Raw genomic sequence first — 17392 nt, 5'->3', positions numbered from 1 at the left:
TGTGAAGCACTGAGCCGCTTCGGTGGCAAGCGACGAAGGCCCGCTTCCCTTTGGGGGAGCGGGCCTTCGTGATGCTGATGCCGTGCCGTCAGGTGTACGTCGCCGCGTACGGCGGCGACGTACGAACTGACGCCTGTTCGCTACTTGTTGCCGAACTTCTCGCTCATGGAGTTGTAGAGCCGCTCGGCGCCCTCGCCCAGCTGCGGTCCGGCCAGCCAGCCCGCCGAACCGGCCGGGCCGATCGAGGTGTTGGAGACCAGGGCGAGCTTGCCGTCGGAGGTCTCACGGAACCAACCGCCGCCGGAGGAGCCGCCGGTCATGGTGCAGCCGATGCTGAACATGGTCGGCGCGGTCGACGTGAGCGACAGGCGGACCGGCTTGTCGATGCACTTGTACATGAGCTCGCCGTCGAAGGGCGGGGCCTGCGGGTAGCCCCAAGCGCCCATCGCCGGGACCTCCTTGGCGGACGGCGCCGAGAAGTCGACCGGCAGCGCCGTGCCGACGGTCTCCTCCAGGGACTTGCCGCCGTTCTTCGGCTTCACGTGCAGGACGGCGTAGTCGTACTCGTACGAGGCGCCGGAGGTCTCCGCCGTGGTGCCGTCGATCCACTCGCCGGAGGTCGTGACCCAGTCGGCCCAGTACTCGCCGTACGGGTAGACCTCCTCGGGCTTGGCGTTCGCCTGCTCTTCGCGGGTCTTGCCCAGGTCGTTGTAGGCCGGGACGAAGGCGATGTTGCGGTACCAGCCGCCGTCCTTGCCGCCGTGGTGCACACAGTGGCCCGCGGTCCAGACGAGGTTGGACTTGCCGGGGTTGTTGGGGTCCTTCACGACGGTGCCGGAGCAGACCGCGGGGCCCTCGGGGGTGTCGAAGAAGATCTTGCCGACCGGGGCGGCGTTGTCGTGGTACGGAAGCTTCTCCGCCTCCGCCTCGACCGCCTGCGGCTCCGGGTCGCTGACGCCCGCGTCGTCGGTGGCGGCCTTCGTGTCGATCGTCCGGACCGGGTCCTTGGCCTTCTTCATCCGCTCGGGCTTCCACAGCCCGTCGATCACCGGGTTGACGAAGTCCTTGGCCTCACGAAGCCACTTGTCCTTGTCCCAGTTCTTCCACTCGCCGTCCTTCCACTTGTCGACGTCGATGCCGTGCTTCTTCAGCTGGTCGGCAAGGTCGGCAAGGTCGGCGAGGTCGTCGGCACCGGCGCCGCCGGCCTGGTCGGCGTCCGCGGTCGCGCCGGGATTGCCGTCGGCCTTGTCGTCGCCGGATTCACAGGCGGTGGCCGTCAGCGCCAGGGCGGCGGCAAGTGCGGCCGCTGCCAGGGCAGGACGTATGGATCGCATGGTGCAGGAACCCCCGTTGAGTGCGGTGTCTGTCGTACGTGAATCTGTCGTACGTAAATGTCATGCGCGTGTCATCTGCGCGGGCGCTCGGCCGCGAGGCTCGAAAAGCGCAAGATGCCACTATGCCCGGTGAGTTGCGGACGGCCGACGGCGAGGCGGTGAAGATTCGGTGGGACCGCCTCGCCGTCGTACGCGCAGGTGAAGGGCTACTTGGCGAACTTCTCGCTCACCTTGTCGTAGATCCCCTTGGCCTCGTCGCCGAAGCGCGGGCCCGCGAGCCAGCCCGCGGTGACCGGGCCGATGGAGGTGTTGGAGACCAGGGCGGGCTTGCCGTCCTGGCCCGCCGCGACCCAGCCGCCGCCGGAGGAACCGCCGGTCATGGTGCAGCCGATGCGGTACATCGTCGGGTCGGACGAGGTCAGCGAGAGCCGGCCCGGCTTGTCGGCGCAGGTGAATTCCTTCTCGCCGTCGAAGGGCGGGGCCGCCGGGTAACCGGTCGCCTTGATGCTGGCGATGTCCGGCACGGCCGGGGCGTTGAACTCGACCGGGATGGCCGTGCCGACCGTCTCCTCGAGGGACTTGCCGTCGCCGTTCTCCGGCGCCACGTGCATCACGGCGAAGTCGTACGGTGCACCCTCGCCGCCGGTCGGGCCGCCGGTCTTGATCCACTCGTTGGAGGTCTGGGCCCAGTCGGACCACCAGATGCCGTACGGAGCGATCTCTTCCCGCGTCACGCCCTCCAGCTCGGCGGCCGACTTGCCCTCGTTGTTGTACGAGGGGACGAAGGCGATGTTGCGGTACCAGCCGCCCTTCGCGCCCGCGTGGACGCAGTGGCCGGCGGTCCACACCAGGTTGGACTTGCCGGGGTTGGCCGGGTCCTTCACCACGGTGGCGGAGCACTGCGCGGAGCCCTCGGGCGTCTCGAAGACGAGCTTGCCGCCCGCCGGTGCGTTGTCGTGGTACGGCGTCGCGACGGCCTGGGCGTCGACCGGGGCCGGGGTCGGGTCGGTCTTGCCCTGGTCACCGGAGATGTCGTTGTCGACGGGCTTGTCGGGGCGCTTGTCGGCGTCCCGCATGCGGTCCGCGTCCCAGAAGTCCTCGATGATCGGGTTGATGTAGTCCTCAGCCTCGCGGAGCCACTTGTCCTTGTCCCAGTTCTTCCACTCGCCGTCCTTCCACTTGTCCAGGTCGAAGCCGTGCTCCTTGAGCCGGTCCTTGAGGTCGTCCGGGATCTTGATCGTGTCGTCGCCACCGGCGCTGGCCTCGGCGGACGGATCGCCCCCGGCGTTGTCATCGCCGGGACCGCAGGCGGTGGCGGTCAGCGCGAGCGTGGCGCAGACGGCAAGGACGGCGGAGACGGAGGAGGTCGTACGGCGTGCGCCCCTCCCTCGGCGGGCGGTGAAGAGTGGGCGTATGGGTCGCATGTGTGGATCTCCCCCTGGATGGTGAAGCGGTACGGCAGTTGAGGCCCCCACGATATGCGGGTGCCGTTGGGGACGGCCGACCGGTCCGCAACGGTTCCGTCACGACCTGGATCTTCTCCGTCACGATGACTCACGACGGCTCATGACGACTCACGACGACTCATGACACGGGCGCCTTGTCGGTCAAGGCGGGGATCTTCCCCCGCGGCGAGAATCTGCCGATACGACAAGGATCTTTCGCGCGGCCGTGATTGAGCGGTCCTGGCGTCGTTGGTACGTACGGGGGACACGCGGCATGCGTTCAATTCCCCGCCGGCTCATGGACGGGCACCGTCGGATGGATCAGGTGTGTCGGACGCGTTGGACACATCGGGGACATCGGGCGGGTCAGGCGCCGTCCAACTCACCGACGTACAGCGGAGGAACAACAGTCGTGGCCGTCACCGAGCCTGCGCCCGCGGCGCCGCCCGCCGCGCCCTCACCGGGATCCGTCCCGCCGGGAACAGTCCTGCCGGGTTCCGCCGCAAAGGGAACGGCCTCACCAGGGACAGTCTCACCGGGAGCGGCCTCACCGGGGACGGCCTCGCCGGGGACCGAGGGGATTCTGCGCAGGCAGTCGCTGCGTGAATCGGCCGCCCGCACCTATGCGCGCTCGCTCCCGATCGTGCCGGTACGCGCGCGTGGGCTGACGATCGAGGGTGCCGACGGCCGGCGCTATCTGGACTGCCTCTCCGGCGCGGGCACCCTGGCGCTCGGGCACAACCACCCCGTGGTGCTCGAAGCGATCAAGAAGGTCCTCGACTCGGGGGCGCCGCTGCACGTCCTCGATCTGGCCACGCCCGTCAAGGACGCCTTCACCACCGAGCTGTTCGCCACGCTGCCGCCCGCCTTCGCGGACCGGGCCCGCATCCAGTTCTGCGGTCCCGCCGGTACGGACGCGGTCGAGGCCGCCCTGAAACTCGTCCGCACCGCCACCGGACGCAGCGGCCTGCTCGCCTTCACCGGCGCCTACCACGGCATGACGGCCGGCGCCCTCGAAGCCTCCGGCGGCGCGCAGGACGTACGGGTCACGCGGCTGCCCTACCCCCAGGACTACCGCTGCCCGTACGGCATCGGCGGCGAGCGCGGCGCCGAACTCGCCGCGCGCTGGACCGAGTCGCTCCTCGACGACACGAAGTCGGGGGTGCCCGGGCCCGCCGGGATGATCCTCGAACCGGTACAGGGCGAGGGCGGTGTCATCCCCGCGCCGGACACCTGGCTGCGGCGCATGCGGGAGATCACCGCGGCCCGTGGCATTCCGCTGATCGCCGACGAGGTGCAGACCGGCGTCGGGCGCACCGGTACCTTCTGGGCCGTCGAGCACAGCGGGATCGTGCCCGACGTGATGGTGCTCTCCAAGGCGATCGGCGGCAGCCTCCCACTCGCTGTGGTGGTCTACCGCGACGACCTGGACGTCTGGGAACCGGGCGCCCACGCCGGCACCTTCCGCGGCAACCAACTCGCCATGGCCGCAGGCGCAGCCACCCTCGCTCACGTCCGCGAGAACCGCCTCGCCGAACGCGCGGGCATCCTCGGCGCCCGCATGGTCGGCCAACTCCAGGGCCTCGCCGCCGAACACCCCTGCATCGGCGACGTCCGGGGGCGCGGCCTCATGATCGGGGTCGAACTGGTCGACCCCGAGGCGGAGGACAAGGCAGCACCGGGGCCGCCGCCCGCCGCACCCGAACTCGCGGCCGCCGTACAGCGCGAATGCCTGCGCCGCGGCCTCATCGTCGAACTCGGCGGCCGGCACTCCAGCGTCGTACGTCTCCTGCCTCCCCTCACCCTGACCGACGAACAGGCCACAGCGGTCCTCGACCGCCTGGCCGACGCCCTGGCCGCCGCGGTACGCCTGCGACACGGCTAGCGACGCGCCTCCGCCCCGGCTGCCCGCTGCTGGGCCCGGTCCTGGTTCGGGCGGGGCTCCGGACTGCGGGGCTCCGCGGTCCGGACCCGGGAACGCGAAGGCTCGGGTCAGGGTCCAGGCCACAGCTCGGCGACCTTGCTGGTCGGGGCCGGGAGGCCGGGTTCCGAGAGGCGGACCGCGGACCATCCGCCGCACATCGCCGGGCTACGCGGACAGAGCGCCGACGCACTCCTTGACCACGACAACAACCGCACAAGGAAACCCTCTTGAACCGCAACCCCGCATCCGACGGCCACCCTCACCCCCACCTCGGTGGAGCCAACGGCACCCCCAGCCCGCTGGTGGCCGAACCGGGGTCGGTGCCCCGGCAGAAGGGCGGCGACCACGAGTCCGACCGGTCGCCCGGCACCGCCGGCCGCCGGCCGGCCACCCCCGCCCAGCCGGACCGCCACACGCAGGCCGATCTGCTCGACCACCCGGACCCCCAGGTCGCAGCGGAGGCCGCCACGGTCGAGAACCTCCTCCGCTGCTGGGTACGCGAGAACAACCTCCCGGCCCCGGGCGCGCAGGGGGTTACGGCTGGGCACGGGGTGTCGGGCGGGGACGGGCCATCGGGCGGGCGCGGGGTGTCGGACGAGCACGGGATGTCGGATGGACGAGGCGTGCAGGGTTCGCCGGGAAAGGGAGGCACGTCGGGAAGAGGAGGTGCGTCGGGCGGGGCGGGTGTGGCAGCTGTTCCGGGGATGTCGGACGGCCATGGCGTGCGGAACGTAGCGGGTGGGGCGGGCGCTTCCACGGCGCAGGGCGCGCAGGACGCCCCCGAGCCGCAGGTGCTGGGCGGGCAGGAGCAGCCCGTCCTGCGCATCCCACTGGACGCCAGCGGCACCGCCCTCCTGGTGCCCGTCCGATACTGGTCGCCGACCGGCTGGCACCGCTTCGGCGCGCCTGTCCTGGAGGGCGGCCGCCACGGTGCACCGCCCGTCGACGCGGTCACCCTCGCCGCGCTCCTCGGGCGCGAGGCGGCGACGGCTACGGCGTCGCTCACCGGGCCCGCCGAGCCGGGCGATGACGGGGGCGCGAGTGGCGACGGGGCAGACCTGGTGGGACGGGTCGCCGACTCGGTCCGCCGCACCACCACCTTCCTCGCCGACCGCAGGCGCCGACGCGATGCGGTTACCGGAGCAGGAGGTATCGGGGCGCCGGCCCCTGGGAGTGCCTCCGGGAAGGACACCTCGGGGGGTGCCTCCGGGAAGGACACCTCGGGGGGTGCCACCGGGAAGGACGCCTCGGGGGGTGCCTCCGGGAAGGCCTCCCCTGCCGGCAGGGGAGTGGGCCCGGCACCCGCCTCCGCACCAGCCGGGACTCCCGCCCTCGGTGAGGCTCCCGCTCTCACCGAAGCTCCCGACCTCTTCCTCTCCGCGGAACAGTCCCTTCTCCTGGGCCACCCCCTCCACCCCACGGCCAAGAGCCGCGAAGGTCTCTCGGAAGCTGAATCCCGGCGCTACTCACCCGAGTTGTGCGGCTCCTTCCCGTTGCACTGGATGTCTGTCGATGGCTCGGTGCTGGCACAGGACTCCGCCTGGACGGAACGTGGGCGCACCGTCTCCGCGCGACGTCTCGTCGCCCGCCTTGCCGGAGCAGGCCTGGCCCTGCCCGAGGACCGGGCCGTACTGCCGCTGCACCCCTGGCAGGCGCGCGAGCTCGTGCACCGCCCCGAAGTCGCCGAACTCCTCGACGCAGGGCTGCTGACGGACCTCGGCCCGCACGGCGATCCCTGGTATCCCACCTCCTCCGTGCGCACCCTCTACCGCTCCGGCGCGCCCGCCATGCTCAAGCTCTCGCTCGGCCTGCGCATCACCAACTCCCGTAGGGAAAACCTCCTCAAGGAACTCCAGCGCGGCGTCGAGGTCCACCGTCTGCTGCGCAGCGGTCTCGCCGACCAGTGGCAGTCCGCCCACCCTCAGTTCGACATCGTCCGCGACCCGGCCTGGCTCGCGGTCATGACGACCGCCGGCGAGCCCGTCCCCGGGCTCGACGTCATGATCAGGAACAACCCCTTCGCCCCCGGCGACGACTTCTCCTGCATCGCCGGGCTCGTCTCACCCCGCCCGGCACCGCAGCCCGGCATCGAGGCGCGGCCCGCCCCGATGCGCTCCCGGCTCGCCACGCTGGTCACCCGGCTCGCGGCACGCACCGGACGCCCCCGCGGAGCCGTCGCCGCCGAGTGGTTCCTGCGCTACCTGGAGCAAGTGGTCCGCCCCGTGCTCTGGCTCGACAGCGAGGCGGGCATTGCCCTGGAGGCGCATCAGCAGAACACCCTGGTGCTGCTCGACCCGGAAGGCTGGCCGGCGGGCGGCCGCTACCGCGACAACCAGGGCTACTACTTCCGGGAGTCGCGGCGCACCGAACTGGACAAGCGGCTCCCCGGCATCGGCGAACACAGCGACACCTTCGTCTCCGACGAGGTCACCGACGAGCGCTTCGCCTACTACCTCGCCATCAACAACGTGCTCGGCCTCATCGGAGCCTTCGGCTCCCAGGAACTCGCCGACGAGCGCCTGCTGCTCGCCGCCTTCCGTGGCTTCCTCAGCGACGCCGCGACAGGCCCCGACCGCCTCCGCTCACCGCTGCCCGCCCAGCTGTTGGACACCCCCGTCCTGCGCTGCAAGGCCAACCTGCTGACCCGGTTGCACGGTCTCGACGAGCTCGTCGGCCCGGTCGACACCCAGTCCGTCTACGTCACCATCGCCAACCCCCTTCATCAGTCCGCCACCTGACCACCACCCGCAGCGCCTCGACGGCCTGCGGGGCATCCACCCCCCCCACTCAGCGAGAGGAGCGTCGTCGTGCCTCCCACCGATGCGAGCACCGACGCCGACAGCACCCCTGCCGCCACCATCAGCCCCACGGGCACGGACAGCGAGGACACCCTCGACCTGCGCCTGCCCGACGAACTCCTCGCCCTGTTCGCCGAGGACGCCGTCACGTCCGGGGCGCAGCCAGGCGCCAAGTCCGGCCACTCCGGCGCCGATCCGGGCCCCTTTCCGGACGGGGATCTGCTCGACGATGTCGCCGACTGGGGTCCGGTCCCCAGCGCGGCGGGTGTCTTTCAACTCGTGCCCGTACGCATCGACCGCGACCTGCCGCTCCTCACCCGCTGGATGAACGACCCCGCCGTGGCCGAATTCTGGGAGCTCGCCGGAGCCGGCTCCGTCACCGAGGCCCATCTCCGCACGCAACTCGACGGCGACGGCCGCAGCGTGCCCTGCCTCGGTGTGCTCGAGGGCACCCCGATGAGCTACTGGGAGATCTACCGGGCCGACCTCGACCCACTCGCCCGGCACTATCCCGCCCGCCCGCACGACACCGGAATCCACCTCCTCATCGGCGGTGTCGCCGACCGCGGCCGGGGCCTCGGCAGCAGCCTGCTGCGAGCCGTGGCCGACCATGTCCTCGACCACCGCCCCCCGTGCGCACGCGTCATCGCTGAACCCGACCTGCGCAACACCCCCTCTGTGTCAGCCTTTCTCAGTGCCGGCTTCCGTTTCTCCGCAGAGCTGGACCTCCCGGACAAGCGGGCGGCGCTCATGGTTCGCGACCGAGCTCTGCGCAATCTGCTCTAGTGCCGGGCTCCGACGCGGTCTTCACTTCTCATACACCGCTCGAGCCGATCAGGTTCCCGCTCACGGCCCACCATTTCTCCGCCCCCACACCAGCCACCGCAAATGACGTCAGATTCCGGAGTCCCCGTGCAGAATTCCCCCGCCGCCCACGATTCAGGAGCGCCGCCCGCGCTGTACGACCCGCCTGAACTCAACCGGGCAGCATGGGACTTGGCAGCTCGCCGCCTGCTGGCCAAAATGCTCGGCGAGTTCTCCCACGAAGAGATCATCGAGCCGCAGCCGCAGCCGCAGCCGCAGCCGCAGCCGCAGCCGCAGCCGCAGCCGCAGCCGCAGCCGGAAACGGAAGCTGAAGCGGAACCGCCTCAGGCCGGCACGTCGGAGCAGACCCCTGTATCCGCCACGTACACCCTCCGCCTCGACGACGGCTCCCACCTCGACTTCGCGGCCCGCCGCGGCGCCTACGGAACCTGGCACGTCACGCCGTCCTCGATCACTCTGCGCACCACGGCGGACGCCCCACCGACCCCTTTCACCGACCCGATCGCCTTCGTCACCCGGGCCCGCCGCACCCTCGGCCTCGACGGCGCCACTCTCGGCCATCTCATCCGCGAGTTGAGCGCCACCCTCGCCGCCGACGCCCGGCTCGACCACACCGCCCTCACCGCCGACCGGCTCGCCGACCTCGGCTACGCGGACCTCGAAGGGCACCAGACCGGCCACCCCTGGCTCGTCCTCAACAAGGGCCGGCTCGGCTTTTCCGCACAGGACACCGCCCACTGGGCCCCGGAGGCCCGCCGTCGTACCCGCCTTCCCTGGATCGCGGTGAGCGGCAAGCTGGCCAGGTACCGCGGAGTCGAAGGCCTGGACACCCCCGACCGCCTCTACGCGCGCGAACTCGACGCAGCCACCCGCGAGACCTTCGATCGAGCACTACGCGCGCGTGGCCTCGATCCGGCCGGCTATCTCTATCTGCCCGTACACCCCTGGCAATGGGACGAGATCGTCCTGCCGTTGTTCGCTCCATCCGTGGCGGCAGGCGACATCGTGCCGCTCCCGGCCGGCGCCGACACCGATCTGCGACTGCCGCAGCAGTCGATCCGTACGTTCCTCAACACGTCCCGACCGGACCGGCACACGGTGAAACTGCCGCTGTCCGTCCTCAACACCCTGGTCTGGCGTGGCCTGCCCACCGAGCGCACGCTCGCGGCACCCACCGTCACCGCCTGGGTGCACTCGCTGCGCGATCAGGACGCCTTCCTCCGTGACGACTGCGGCGTCATCCTGCTCGGCGAGGTCGCCTCGGTCTCCGTGACCCACCCCGTGTACGACGGGCTGCCCGAGGTCCCGTACCAGTACCGAGAACTGCTCGGCGCGATCTGGCGCGAACCGCTCGACCGCTGTCTCGCCCCGGGGGAGCGGGCCCGCACTCTCGCCTCGCTGCTGCACACCGACCCGCAGGGGCGGTCGTTCACCGCGGAGCTCGTGGCCCGTTCGGGGCTCACCCCCGAGGTGTGGTTGCGCCGCCTCTTCGCCGCGCTGCTGCCCCCTCTGCTGCACTTCCTCTACCGCTACGGCACCGTGTTCTCGCCGCACGGGGAGAACGCCATCGTCGTCTTCGACGACAAGGACGTGCCGGTCCGGCTCGCCGTGAAGGACTTCGTGGACGACGTCAATGTCAGCGCCGTCCGGCTGCCCGAGCATGCTTCGATGCCCGACGACGTACGCGACGTACTGCTCACCGAGCCGCCGGACTTCCTGCCCCAGTTCATCCACTCCGGACTCTTCGTCGGCGTGTTCCGCTACCTCGCACCGCTCTGCGCGGAGCAACTGGGCGTCCCGGAGGCCGAATTCTGGACGATGGTCCGCACTGAAATCCTCCGCCACCAGGCGCGATTCCCCGAGCTCAAGGACCGCTACGAGATGTTCGACCTGCTGGCGCCAAGGATCGACCGTCTCTGCCTGAACCGGAACCGACTGCTCCTCGACGGCTACCGCGACCGCCCGGACCGCCCGCACGCCGCCGTGCACGGAACCGTGCCCAACCCCCTGCACCAGCCTTGATCGCGGGTTTGTCAGTGGCGCCCCGTAGGGTGGTCGAGCTATGACGAAGCCCTCACTCCCCGAACTCCTGCATGCCGCTGTCACTGCTGTCGGCGGCACGGAGCGCCCTGGCCAGGTGACCATGGCCGAAGCGGTCGCCGAGGCCATCGACAGCGAGTCCCACCTGTTGGTCCAGGCCGGCACGGGCACCGGAAAGTCCCTCGGCTATCTGGTGCCCGCGCTGGCGCACGGGGAGCGTGTCGTCATCGCGACCGCCACGATCGCCCTGCAGCGCCAGCTGGTGGAACGCGACCTTCCGCGTACGGTCGACGCGCTGCACCCTCTGCTCCGCCGCCGCCCCGACTTCGCGATGCTGAAGGGCCGGTCCAACTATCTGTGCCTGCACCGTCTCCACGAGGGTGTGCCACAGGAAGAGGAGGACGGGCTCTTCGACCAGTTCGAGTCGGCCGCGCCCACCAGCAAGCTGGGCCAGGACCTGCTGCGGATGCGGGACTGGGCGGACGAGACCGAGACCGGGGACCGGGACGACCTCACGCCCGGCGTCTCGGATCGCGCCTGGTCCCAGGTGTCGGTGTCGTCCCGTGAGTGTCTGGGCGCGACGAAGTGCGCGTACGGCGCGGAGTGCTTCGCGGAAATGGCCCGGGAGCGGGCGAAGCTCGCCGAGGTCGTCGTCACCAATCACGCCCTCCTTGCGATCGACGCCATCGAGGGCGCGCCGATCCTTCCGCAGCATGAAGTACTGATCGTGGACGAGGCCCATGAGCTGGTCTCCCGCGTCACCGGCGTGGCCACGGGCGAGCTCACTCCGGGCCAGGTCAACCGCGCGGTCCGCCGCTCGGCCAGGCTGGTGGACGAGAAGGTCGCCGACCAGCTGCAGACGGCCGCCGAGGGCTTCGAGCGGGTGATGGAGCTGGCCCTGCCGGGCCGGCTCGAGGAGATCCCGGAGGACCTCGGATACGCGCTGATGGCGCTGCGCGACGCCGCGCGGCATGTCATTTCGGCCCTGGGTTCGACCCGCGACAAGTCCGTGCAGGACGAGGACGCCGTACGCAAGCAGGCGCAGGCCGCGGTCGAGAGTGTCCACGACGTGGCGGAGCGCATCAGCAACGGCTCCGAGTGGGATGTCGTCTGGTACGAGCGCCATGACCGCTTCGGCGCCTCGCTGCGGGTCGCACCGATGTCCGTTTCGGGCCTGCTGCGCGAGAACCTCTTCGAGGACCGCTCGGTGGTCCTGACGTCCGCGACGCTCAAGCTGGGCGGGGATTTCAACGGCGTGGGCGCGTCGCTCGGCCTTGCCCCGGAGGGCACCGCGGGCGAGGAGGGCACCGAGGCCGCGGACCTGCCGGTCTGGAAGGGCATCGACGTCGGCTCCCCGTTCGAGTACGGCAAGCAGGGAATCCTGTACGTCGCCAAGCACCTGGCCCGCCCCGGTCGCGAGGGCACCCGCAGCGACATGCTCGATGAGCTCACGGAACTGATCGAGTCGAGCGGGGGCCGCACGCTCGGGCTCTTCTCCTCGATGCGCGCGGCCCAGCAGGCCGCCGAGGAACTGCGGACCCGGATCCCGGACATCCCGATCCTGCTGCAGGGCGAGGAGACCCTGGGCGAATTGATCAAGAACTTCGCGGCCGACCCGAAGACCTGCCTCTTCGGCACGCTGTCCCTGTGGCAGGGCGTGGATGTGCCCGGGGCCAGCTGTCAGTTGGTGGTGATGGACAAGATTCCGTTCCCGCGGCCCGACGATCCGCTGATGAGCGCGCGCCAGAAGGCCGTGGAAGACGCCGGAGGCAATGGCTTCATGGCGGTGGCGGCCACGCATGCGGCGCTGTTGATGGCGCAGGGCGCCGGGCGTCTGGTGCGTGCCACGGGGGACCGTGGTGTGGTCGCGATCCTCGACCCGCGGCTGGCCACAGCTCGCTACGGCAACTATCTGAAGGCTTCGCTGCCGGACTTCTGGTACACCACGGACCGCAATCAGGCCCGCCGCTCACTGTCCGCGATCGATGCTGCGGCGAAGGCGGAGGGGAAGTAGCCGGGCCGACCGCTCGCTGCGGTCGGCCCCACCCCTGGCGCAGACAACACAGGGCCCCGGAACCGGCGCAGTTGGTTCCGGGGCCCGGCCATGGGGCGATGTGCTCAGACCCGCCGCAGCACCGCCACGACCTTGCCGAGGATGGTGGCCTCGTCACCGGCGATCGGCTGGTACGCGGAGTTGTGCGGCAGCAGCCACACATGCCCGTCCTCACGCTTGAAGCGCTTGACCGTCGCCTCGCCATCCAGCATGGCTGCCACGATGTCGCCGTTCTCCGCAACGGGCTGGCGGCGGACCGTCACCCAGTCCCCGTCCATGATCGCGGCCTCGATCATCGAGTCACCGACGACCTTGAGCACGAAGAGCTCACCGTCGCCCACGAGCTGCCGGGGGAGCGGGAAGACGTCCTCGACCGACTCCTCGGCGAGGATCGGGCCGCCTGCGGCGATCCGCCCGACGAGCGGGACATACGACGCTGCCGGCTTCCCGGTGGTGTCCGTGGGCTGGCTGCTGGGCTGGTCGGAGCCGCGGACCTCGTACGCCCGGGGGCGGTGCGGGTCGCGGCGCAGGAAGCCCTTGCGCTCGAGCGCCATCAGCTGGTGGGCGACGGACGAAGTGCTGGACAGGCCCACTGCCTGGCCGATCTCACGCATCGACGGCGGGTAGCCGCGCCGCTGCACAGAGTCCCGGATGACTTCGATGACCCGGCGCTGTCGGTCGGTGAGCCCCGAACTGTCCGCCCTGATTCCTGGAGGTCGGCCGGGCAGCGAGCGTGCGGGCTTGGGCCCCTCCGGGGGCGTACCTGCGTCATTCATGGCATGCACCGGCTCGAGTCGGCCCTGGGTACGGTCCTGGGCGGTGATGGTGGCGCTGTCTGCGGTGGTGGTCACGGCGGCCCCTCTCGAGAATGTCTCCCTAGCTGGACAACGGTAGTTGCTTTCGAAAGGTTGCGCCAAACACACGTTCGAGTGAAAAAATTCGGAGCACCTGACGTGATCATGTGCCCGGGTGTATGGATCGCGATCGAACGGAAGGCAATTCGGTCATTGCGGTACTCTTCACCGCCGCGGTCCGACCTGTGCGGCGGGCCTGCGGCGGGCGCGTACCGGGACTGACAGTGTGCCACCCGACCTCCCGGCCGTCGGGCACCGCCCCCCTTCACGTACGCTCGTCGTCGACTCCCGCCACGCGACACGCTCTAGTGTCGAAAGTGCGGCCAAACCCCAGATCTAGTGGTTGGATTGGCGCAGCAGCCCAGAAGTTGTGGTGGCTGGTCCTTCGGGCCCCCGGTCATCACCTATGCTTGGGGCTGCTTCGAGGGGCTCATGGCCCCTTTCGAGGCCAATCAGTCGTGCTGTGAAGGAGGGTTGGGAGTTATGCACTGCCCCTTCTGCAGGCACCCCGACAGCCGCGTCGTCGACAGTCGCACCACCGATGACGGGACGTCGATCCGCAGGCGCCGTCAGTGTCCCGACTGCACTCGTCGTTTCACGACGGTGGAGACCTGCTCTCTGATGGTGGTCAAGCGCAGCGGCGTGACCGAACCTTTCAGTCGTACGAAGGTCATCAATGGCGTGCGCAAGGCATGCCAGGGGCGACCGGTGACCGAGGACGCACTCGCCCAGCTCGGCCAGCGGGTCGAGGAGGCGGTGCGCGCCACCGGCAGTGCCGAGCTGACCACCCATGACGTGGGTCTGGCCATACTCGGTCCGCTGCGGGACCTCGACCTCGTCGCCTATCTGCGCTTCGCGTCCGTCTACCGGGCGTTCGACTCGCTCGAGGACTTCGAGGCCGCCATCACGGAGCTGCGTGAGCAGCATGCCGACGTCGACCGCGGCGCGGGTGAGCAATACGCGGGCGAAGCAGACCAAGAAGCCGGCCGCGGGCCCACGGGGGCTGTCGAAGTCCCCGTGCCCGCCACCGCCGCCGACTGACCGGCAGGCCGGGCCGCACGCGCGAGAACGTACGGCTCGGTCGATCAGCGGCGAGCAAGACCTATTCAGACCTGTCCAGGGGCGGTGCCAGTGGCGCCCAGGGGCTTATCGACACACACCGTGCCACGGGAAGAACGTGGCACTTCAGGGCGTTTTAGCCTGATACAGGGAGGCGGCATGACAGAGACGACGAGCGGCCCGGCACGAGGTTCCCGCGCCAAGGGGTCCAAGGCCAGCAAGGGTCTGCGTATCGAGCGCATCCACACGACGCCCGGCGTGCATCCGTACGACGAGGTGGTCTGGGAGCGCCGTGACGTCGTCATGACCAATTGGCGCGACGGCTCGGTCAATTTCGAGCAGCGTGGCGTCGAGTTCCCCGACTTCTGGTCGGTGAACGCGGTCAACATCGTCACCAGCAAGTACTTCCGTGGTGCCGTCGGCACCCCGCAGCGCGAGACCGGCCTCAAGCAGCTGATCGACCGCATCGTGAAGACGTATCGGAAGGCCGGCGAGGACTACAACTACTTCGCCTCGCCCGCCGACGCCGAGATCTTCGAGCACGAGCTGGCGTACGCCCTCCTGCACCAGATCTTCAGCTTCAACTCCCCGGTGTGGTTCAACGTCGGCACGCCCCAGCCGCAGCAGGTCTCGGCCTGTTTCATCCTGGCCGTCGACGACTCCATGGAGTCGATCCTCGACTGGTACAAGGAAGAGGGCATGATCTTCAAGGGCGGCTCCGGTGCCGGCCTGAACCTCTCCCGTATCCGCTCCTCCAAGGAGCTCCTCTCCTCGGGCGGCAACGCCTCGGGTCCGGTCTCCTTCATGCGCGGTGCCGACGCCTCCGCAGGAACGATCAAGTCGGGTGGCGCCACACGCCGCGCGGCCAAGATGGTCATCCTCGACGTCGACCACCCCGACATCGAGGGCTTCATCGAGACCAAGGTGAAGGAAGAGGAGAAGATCCGCGCGCTGCGTGACGCGGGCTTCGACATGGACCTGGGCGGCGACGACATCACGTCCGTCCAGTACCAGAACGCCAACAACTCGGTCCGTGTGAACGACGAGTTCATGAAGGCGGTCGAGAACGGCGGCAAGTTCGGTCTGCGCGCCCGCATGACCGGTGACGTCATCGAAGAGGTCGAGGCCAAGTCCCTCTTCCGCAAGATGGCCGAGGCCGCCTGGGCCTGTGCCGACCCCGGCATCCAGTACGACGACACCATCAACCAGTGGCACACCTGCCCGGAGTCCGGCCGGATCAACGGCTCGAACCCGTGCAGCGAGTACATGCACCTGGACAACACGTCGTGCAACCTCGCCTCGCTGAACCTGATGAAGTTCCTCAAGGACGACGGCAAGGGCACCCAGTCCTTCGAGGCCGAGCGCTTCGCCAAGGTCGTCGAGCTGGTCATCACCGCGATGGACATCTCGATCTGCTTCGCGGACTTCCCGACGCAGAAGATCGGCGAGAACACCCGCGCCTTCCGTCAGCTGGGTATCGGTTACGCGAACCTGGGCGCCCTGCTCATGGCGACCGGCCACGCCTACGACAGCGACGGCGGCCGTGCGCTCGCCGGTGCCATCACCTCGCTGATGACGGGTACCTCGTACAAGCGCTCCGCCGAGCTCGCCGCGGTCGTCGGCCCGTACGACGGCTACGCCCGCAACGCCACGCCGCACAAGCGCGTCATGAAGCAGCACGCCGACGCCAACGGCAACGCCGTGCGCATGGACGACCTGGACAGCCCGGTCTGGGCCGCGGCCACGGAGGCCTGGCAGGACGTTCTGCGCCTCGGCGAGAAGAACGGCTTCCGCAACTCGCAGGCCTCGGTCATCGCCCCGACCGGCACCATCGGTCTCGCGATGTCCTGTGACACCACCGGCCTTGAGCCCGACCTCGCCCTGGTCAAGTTCAAGAAGCTGGTCGGCGGCGGCTCGATGCAGATCGTCAACGGCACCGTCCCGCAGGCCCTGCGCCGCCTGGGTTACCAGGAGGAGCAGATCGAGGCGATCGTCGCCCACATCGCCGACAACGGCAATGTGATCGACGCCCCCGGTCTGAAGGCCGCGCACTACGAGGTCTTCGACTGCGCCATGGGCGAGCGTTCCATCTCCGCGATGGGCCACGTCCGGATGATGGCCGCGATCCAGCCGTGGATCTCGGGCGCGCTCTCCAAGACGGTCAACCTGCCGGAGACGGCGACCGTCGAGGACGTCGAAGAGGTCTACTTCGAGGCGTGGAAGATGGGCGTCAAGGCGCTCGCCATCTACCGCGACAACTGCAAGGTCGGCCAGCCCCTCTCCGCGAAGACCAAGGAGAAGGAGAAGGTCGAGGTCACCGCGAAGACCGAGGCGACGATCCGCGAGGCCGTCGAGAAGGTCGTCGAGTACCGCCCGGTCCGCAAGCGTCTGCCCAAGGGCCGTCCCGGCATCACCACCTCCTTCACCGTGGGTGGCGCCGAGGGCTACATGACCGCCAACTCCTACCCGGACGACGGTCTCGGTGAGGTCTTCCTGAAGATGTCCAAGCAGGGTTCGACCCTCGCGGGCATGATGGACGCCTTCTCGATCGCCGTCTCGGTGGGTCTGCAGTACGGCGTGCCGCTGGAGACGTACGTCTCGAAGTTCACCAACATGCGCTTCGAGCCGGCCGGCATGACGGACGACCCGGACGTGCGGATGGCGCAGTCGATCGTCGACTACATCTTCCGCCGCCTGGCGCTGGACTTCCTGCCCTTCGAGACCCGCTCCGCGCTCGGCATCCACTCCGCCGAGGAGCGTCAGCGTCACCTGGAGACCGGTTCGTACGAGCCGACTCTGGAGGACGACGAGGTGGACGTCGAGGGCCTGGCCCAGTCCGCCCCGCGTGCCCAGGAGCTCCTGAAGGCCGTCACCACGGCGAAGGCCGAGCCGGTCAAGGCCACCCCGCAGGTGGCGCACAACTCGGCGGAGCTCGTCGAGATGCAGCTCGGCGTCAGCGCCGACGCCCCGCTCTGCTTCTCCTGCGGGACGAAGATGCAGCGGGCCGGTTCCTGCTACATCTGCGAGGGCTGCGGCTCGACCAGTGGCTGCAGCTGACGC

At 69.7% G+C, this 17392-nt stretch carries 10 protein-coding genes; 7 read left to right on the top strand and 3 right to left on the bottom strand.

Going from position 1 to position 17392, the window contains the following annotated elements; genetic code table 11:
* Nucleotides 1-140: 140 nt before the first annotated feature.
* Together OG430_RS14880 and OG430_RS14875 are read right to left on the bottom strand one after the other, a co-directional pair.
* The gene (locus OG430_RS14880; protein ID WP_327352968.1) at nucleotides 141-1334 is read right to left on the bottom strand and encodes a trypsin-like serine peptidase; all 1194 of its coding nucleotides are present in this window, start codon (nucleotides 1332-1334) and stop codon (nucleotides 141-143) included.
* Between the two features lie 206 nt (nucleotides 1335-1540).
* A complete protein-coding gene (locus OG430_RS14875) occupies nucleotides 1541-2758 on the bottom strand; it encodes a trypsin-like serine peptidase (protein WP_327352967.1) in 1218 nt (405 codons plus the stop codon).
* Nucleotides 2759-3191: 433 nt separating this feature from the next.
* Here OG430_RS14875 and OG430_RS14870 point away from each other — a divergent pair, with 433 nt between their 5' ends.
* The 5 genes from OG430_RS14870 to OG430_RS14850 all read left to right on the top strand — a co-directional run bounded on the left by OG430_RS14870 (nucleotide 3192) and on the right by OG430_RS14850 (nucleotide 12380).
* Nucleotides 3192-4664 (top strand): diaminobutyrate--2-oxoglutarate transaminase family protein, encoded by a 1473-nt coding sequence (locus tag OG430_RS14870; RefSeq protein ID WP_442816498.1) that lies wholly within the window; start codon nucleotides 3192-3194, stop codon nucleotides 4662-4664.
* A gap of 863 nt (nucleotides 4665-5527) precedes the next feature.
* On the top strand, nucleotides 5528-7441 hold the full coding sequence (locus tag OG430_RS14865) for an IucA/IucC family protein (protein ID WP_442816712.1): 1914 nt from the start codon (nucleotides 5528-5530) through the stop codon (nucleotides 7439-7441).
* A 69-nt stretch (nucleotides 7442-7510) separates the two neighbouring features.
* Nucleotides 7511-8287 (top strand): GNAT family N-acetyltransferase, encoded by a 777-nt coding sequence (locus OG430_RS14860; RefSeq protein ID WP_327352966.1) that lies wholly within the window; start codon nucleotides 7511-7513, stop codon nucleotides 8285-8287.
* A gap of 102 nt (nucleotides 8288-8389) precedes the next feature.
* Nucleotides 8390-10348 (top strand): IucA/IucC family protein, encoded by a 1959-nt coding sequence (locus OG430_RS14855; protein WP_442816497.1) that lies wholly within the window; start codon nucleotides 8390-8392, stop codon nucleotides 10346-10348.
* 40 nt (nucleotides 10349-10388) lie between these two features.
* A complete protein-coding gene (locus OG430_RS14850; RefSeq protein WP_327352964.1) occupies nucleotides 10389-12380 on the top strand; it encodes an ATP-dependent DNA helicase in 1992 nt (663 codons plus the stop codon).
* A gap of 104 nt (nucleotides 12381-12484) precedes the next feature.
* On the opposite strand, the gene lexA is transcribed toward OG430_RS14850, so the two are convergent.
* On the bottom strand, nucleotides 12485-13270 hold the full coding sequence (gene lexA / locus OG430_RS14845) for a transcriptional repressor LexA (protein ID WP_327352963.1): 786 nt from the start codon (nucleotides 13268-13270) through the stop codon (nucleotides 12485-12487).
* A gap of 486 nt (nucleotides 13271-13756) precedes the next feature.
* Between lexA and nrdR the strand changes: the two genes are divergently transcribed.
* Both nrdR and OG430_RS14835 read left to right on the top strand, forming a co-directional pair.
* A complete protein-coding gene (gene nrdR / locus OG430_RS14840; protein WP_327352962.1) occupies nucleotides 13757-14314 on the top strand; it encodes a transcriptional regulator NrdR in 558 nt (185 codons plus the stop codon).
* Between the two features lie 177 nt (nucleotides 14315-14491).
* Nucleotides 14492-17389, top strand: coding sequence for a vitamin B12-dependent ribonucleotide reductase (locus tag OG430_RS14835; protein ID WP_327352961.1), 2898 nt, complete (start codon nucleotides 14492-14494; stop codon nucleotides 17387-17389).
* Nucleotides 17390-17392 lie beyond the last annotated feature (3 nt).

The sequence above is a fragment of the Streptomyces sp. NBC_01304 genome (genome assembly GCF_035975855.1).
GTDB lineage: Bacteria > Actinomycetota > Actinomycetes > Streptomycetales > Streptomycetaceae > Streptomyces.
This window is presented reverse-complemented; position numbering and strand designations above follow the sequence as displayed.

Bases quoted from the DNA above. Each gene is read 5' to 3' on its own strand.
- OG430_RS14880 (WP_327352968.1), bottom strand. From the start codon at position 1,334: ATGCGATCCATACGTCCTGCCCTGGCAGCGGCCGCACTTGCCGCCGCC.
- OG430_RS14855 (WP_442816497.1), top strand. From the start codon at position 8,390: ATGACGTCAGATTCCGGAGTCCCCGTGCAGAATTCCCCCGCCGCCCAC.
- OG430_RS14850 (WP_327352964.1), top strand. From the start codon at position 10,389: ATGACGAAGCCCTCACTCCCCGAACTCCTGCATGCCGCTGTCACTGCT.
- OG430_RS14875 (WP_327352967.1), bottom strand. From the start codon at position 2,758: ATGCGACCCATACGCCCACTCTTCACCGCCCGCCGAGGGAGGGGCGCA.
- OG430_RS14835 (WP_327352961.1), top strand. From the start codon at position 14,492: ATGACAGAGACGACGAGCGGCCCGGCACGAGGTTCCCGCGCCAAGGGG.
- nrdR (WP_327352962.1), top strand. From the start codon at position 13,757: ATGCACTGCCCCTTCTGCAGGCACCCCGACAGCCGCGTCGTCGACAGT.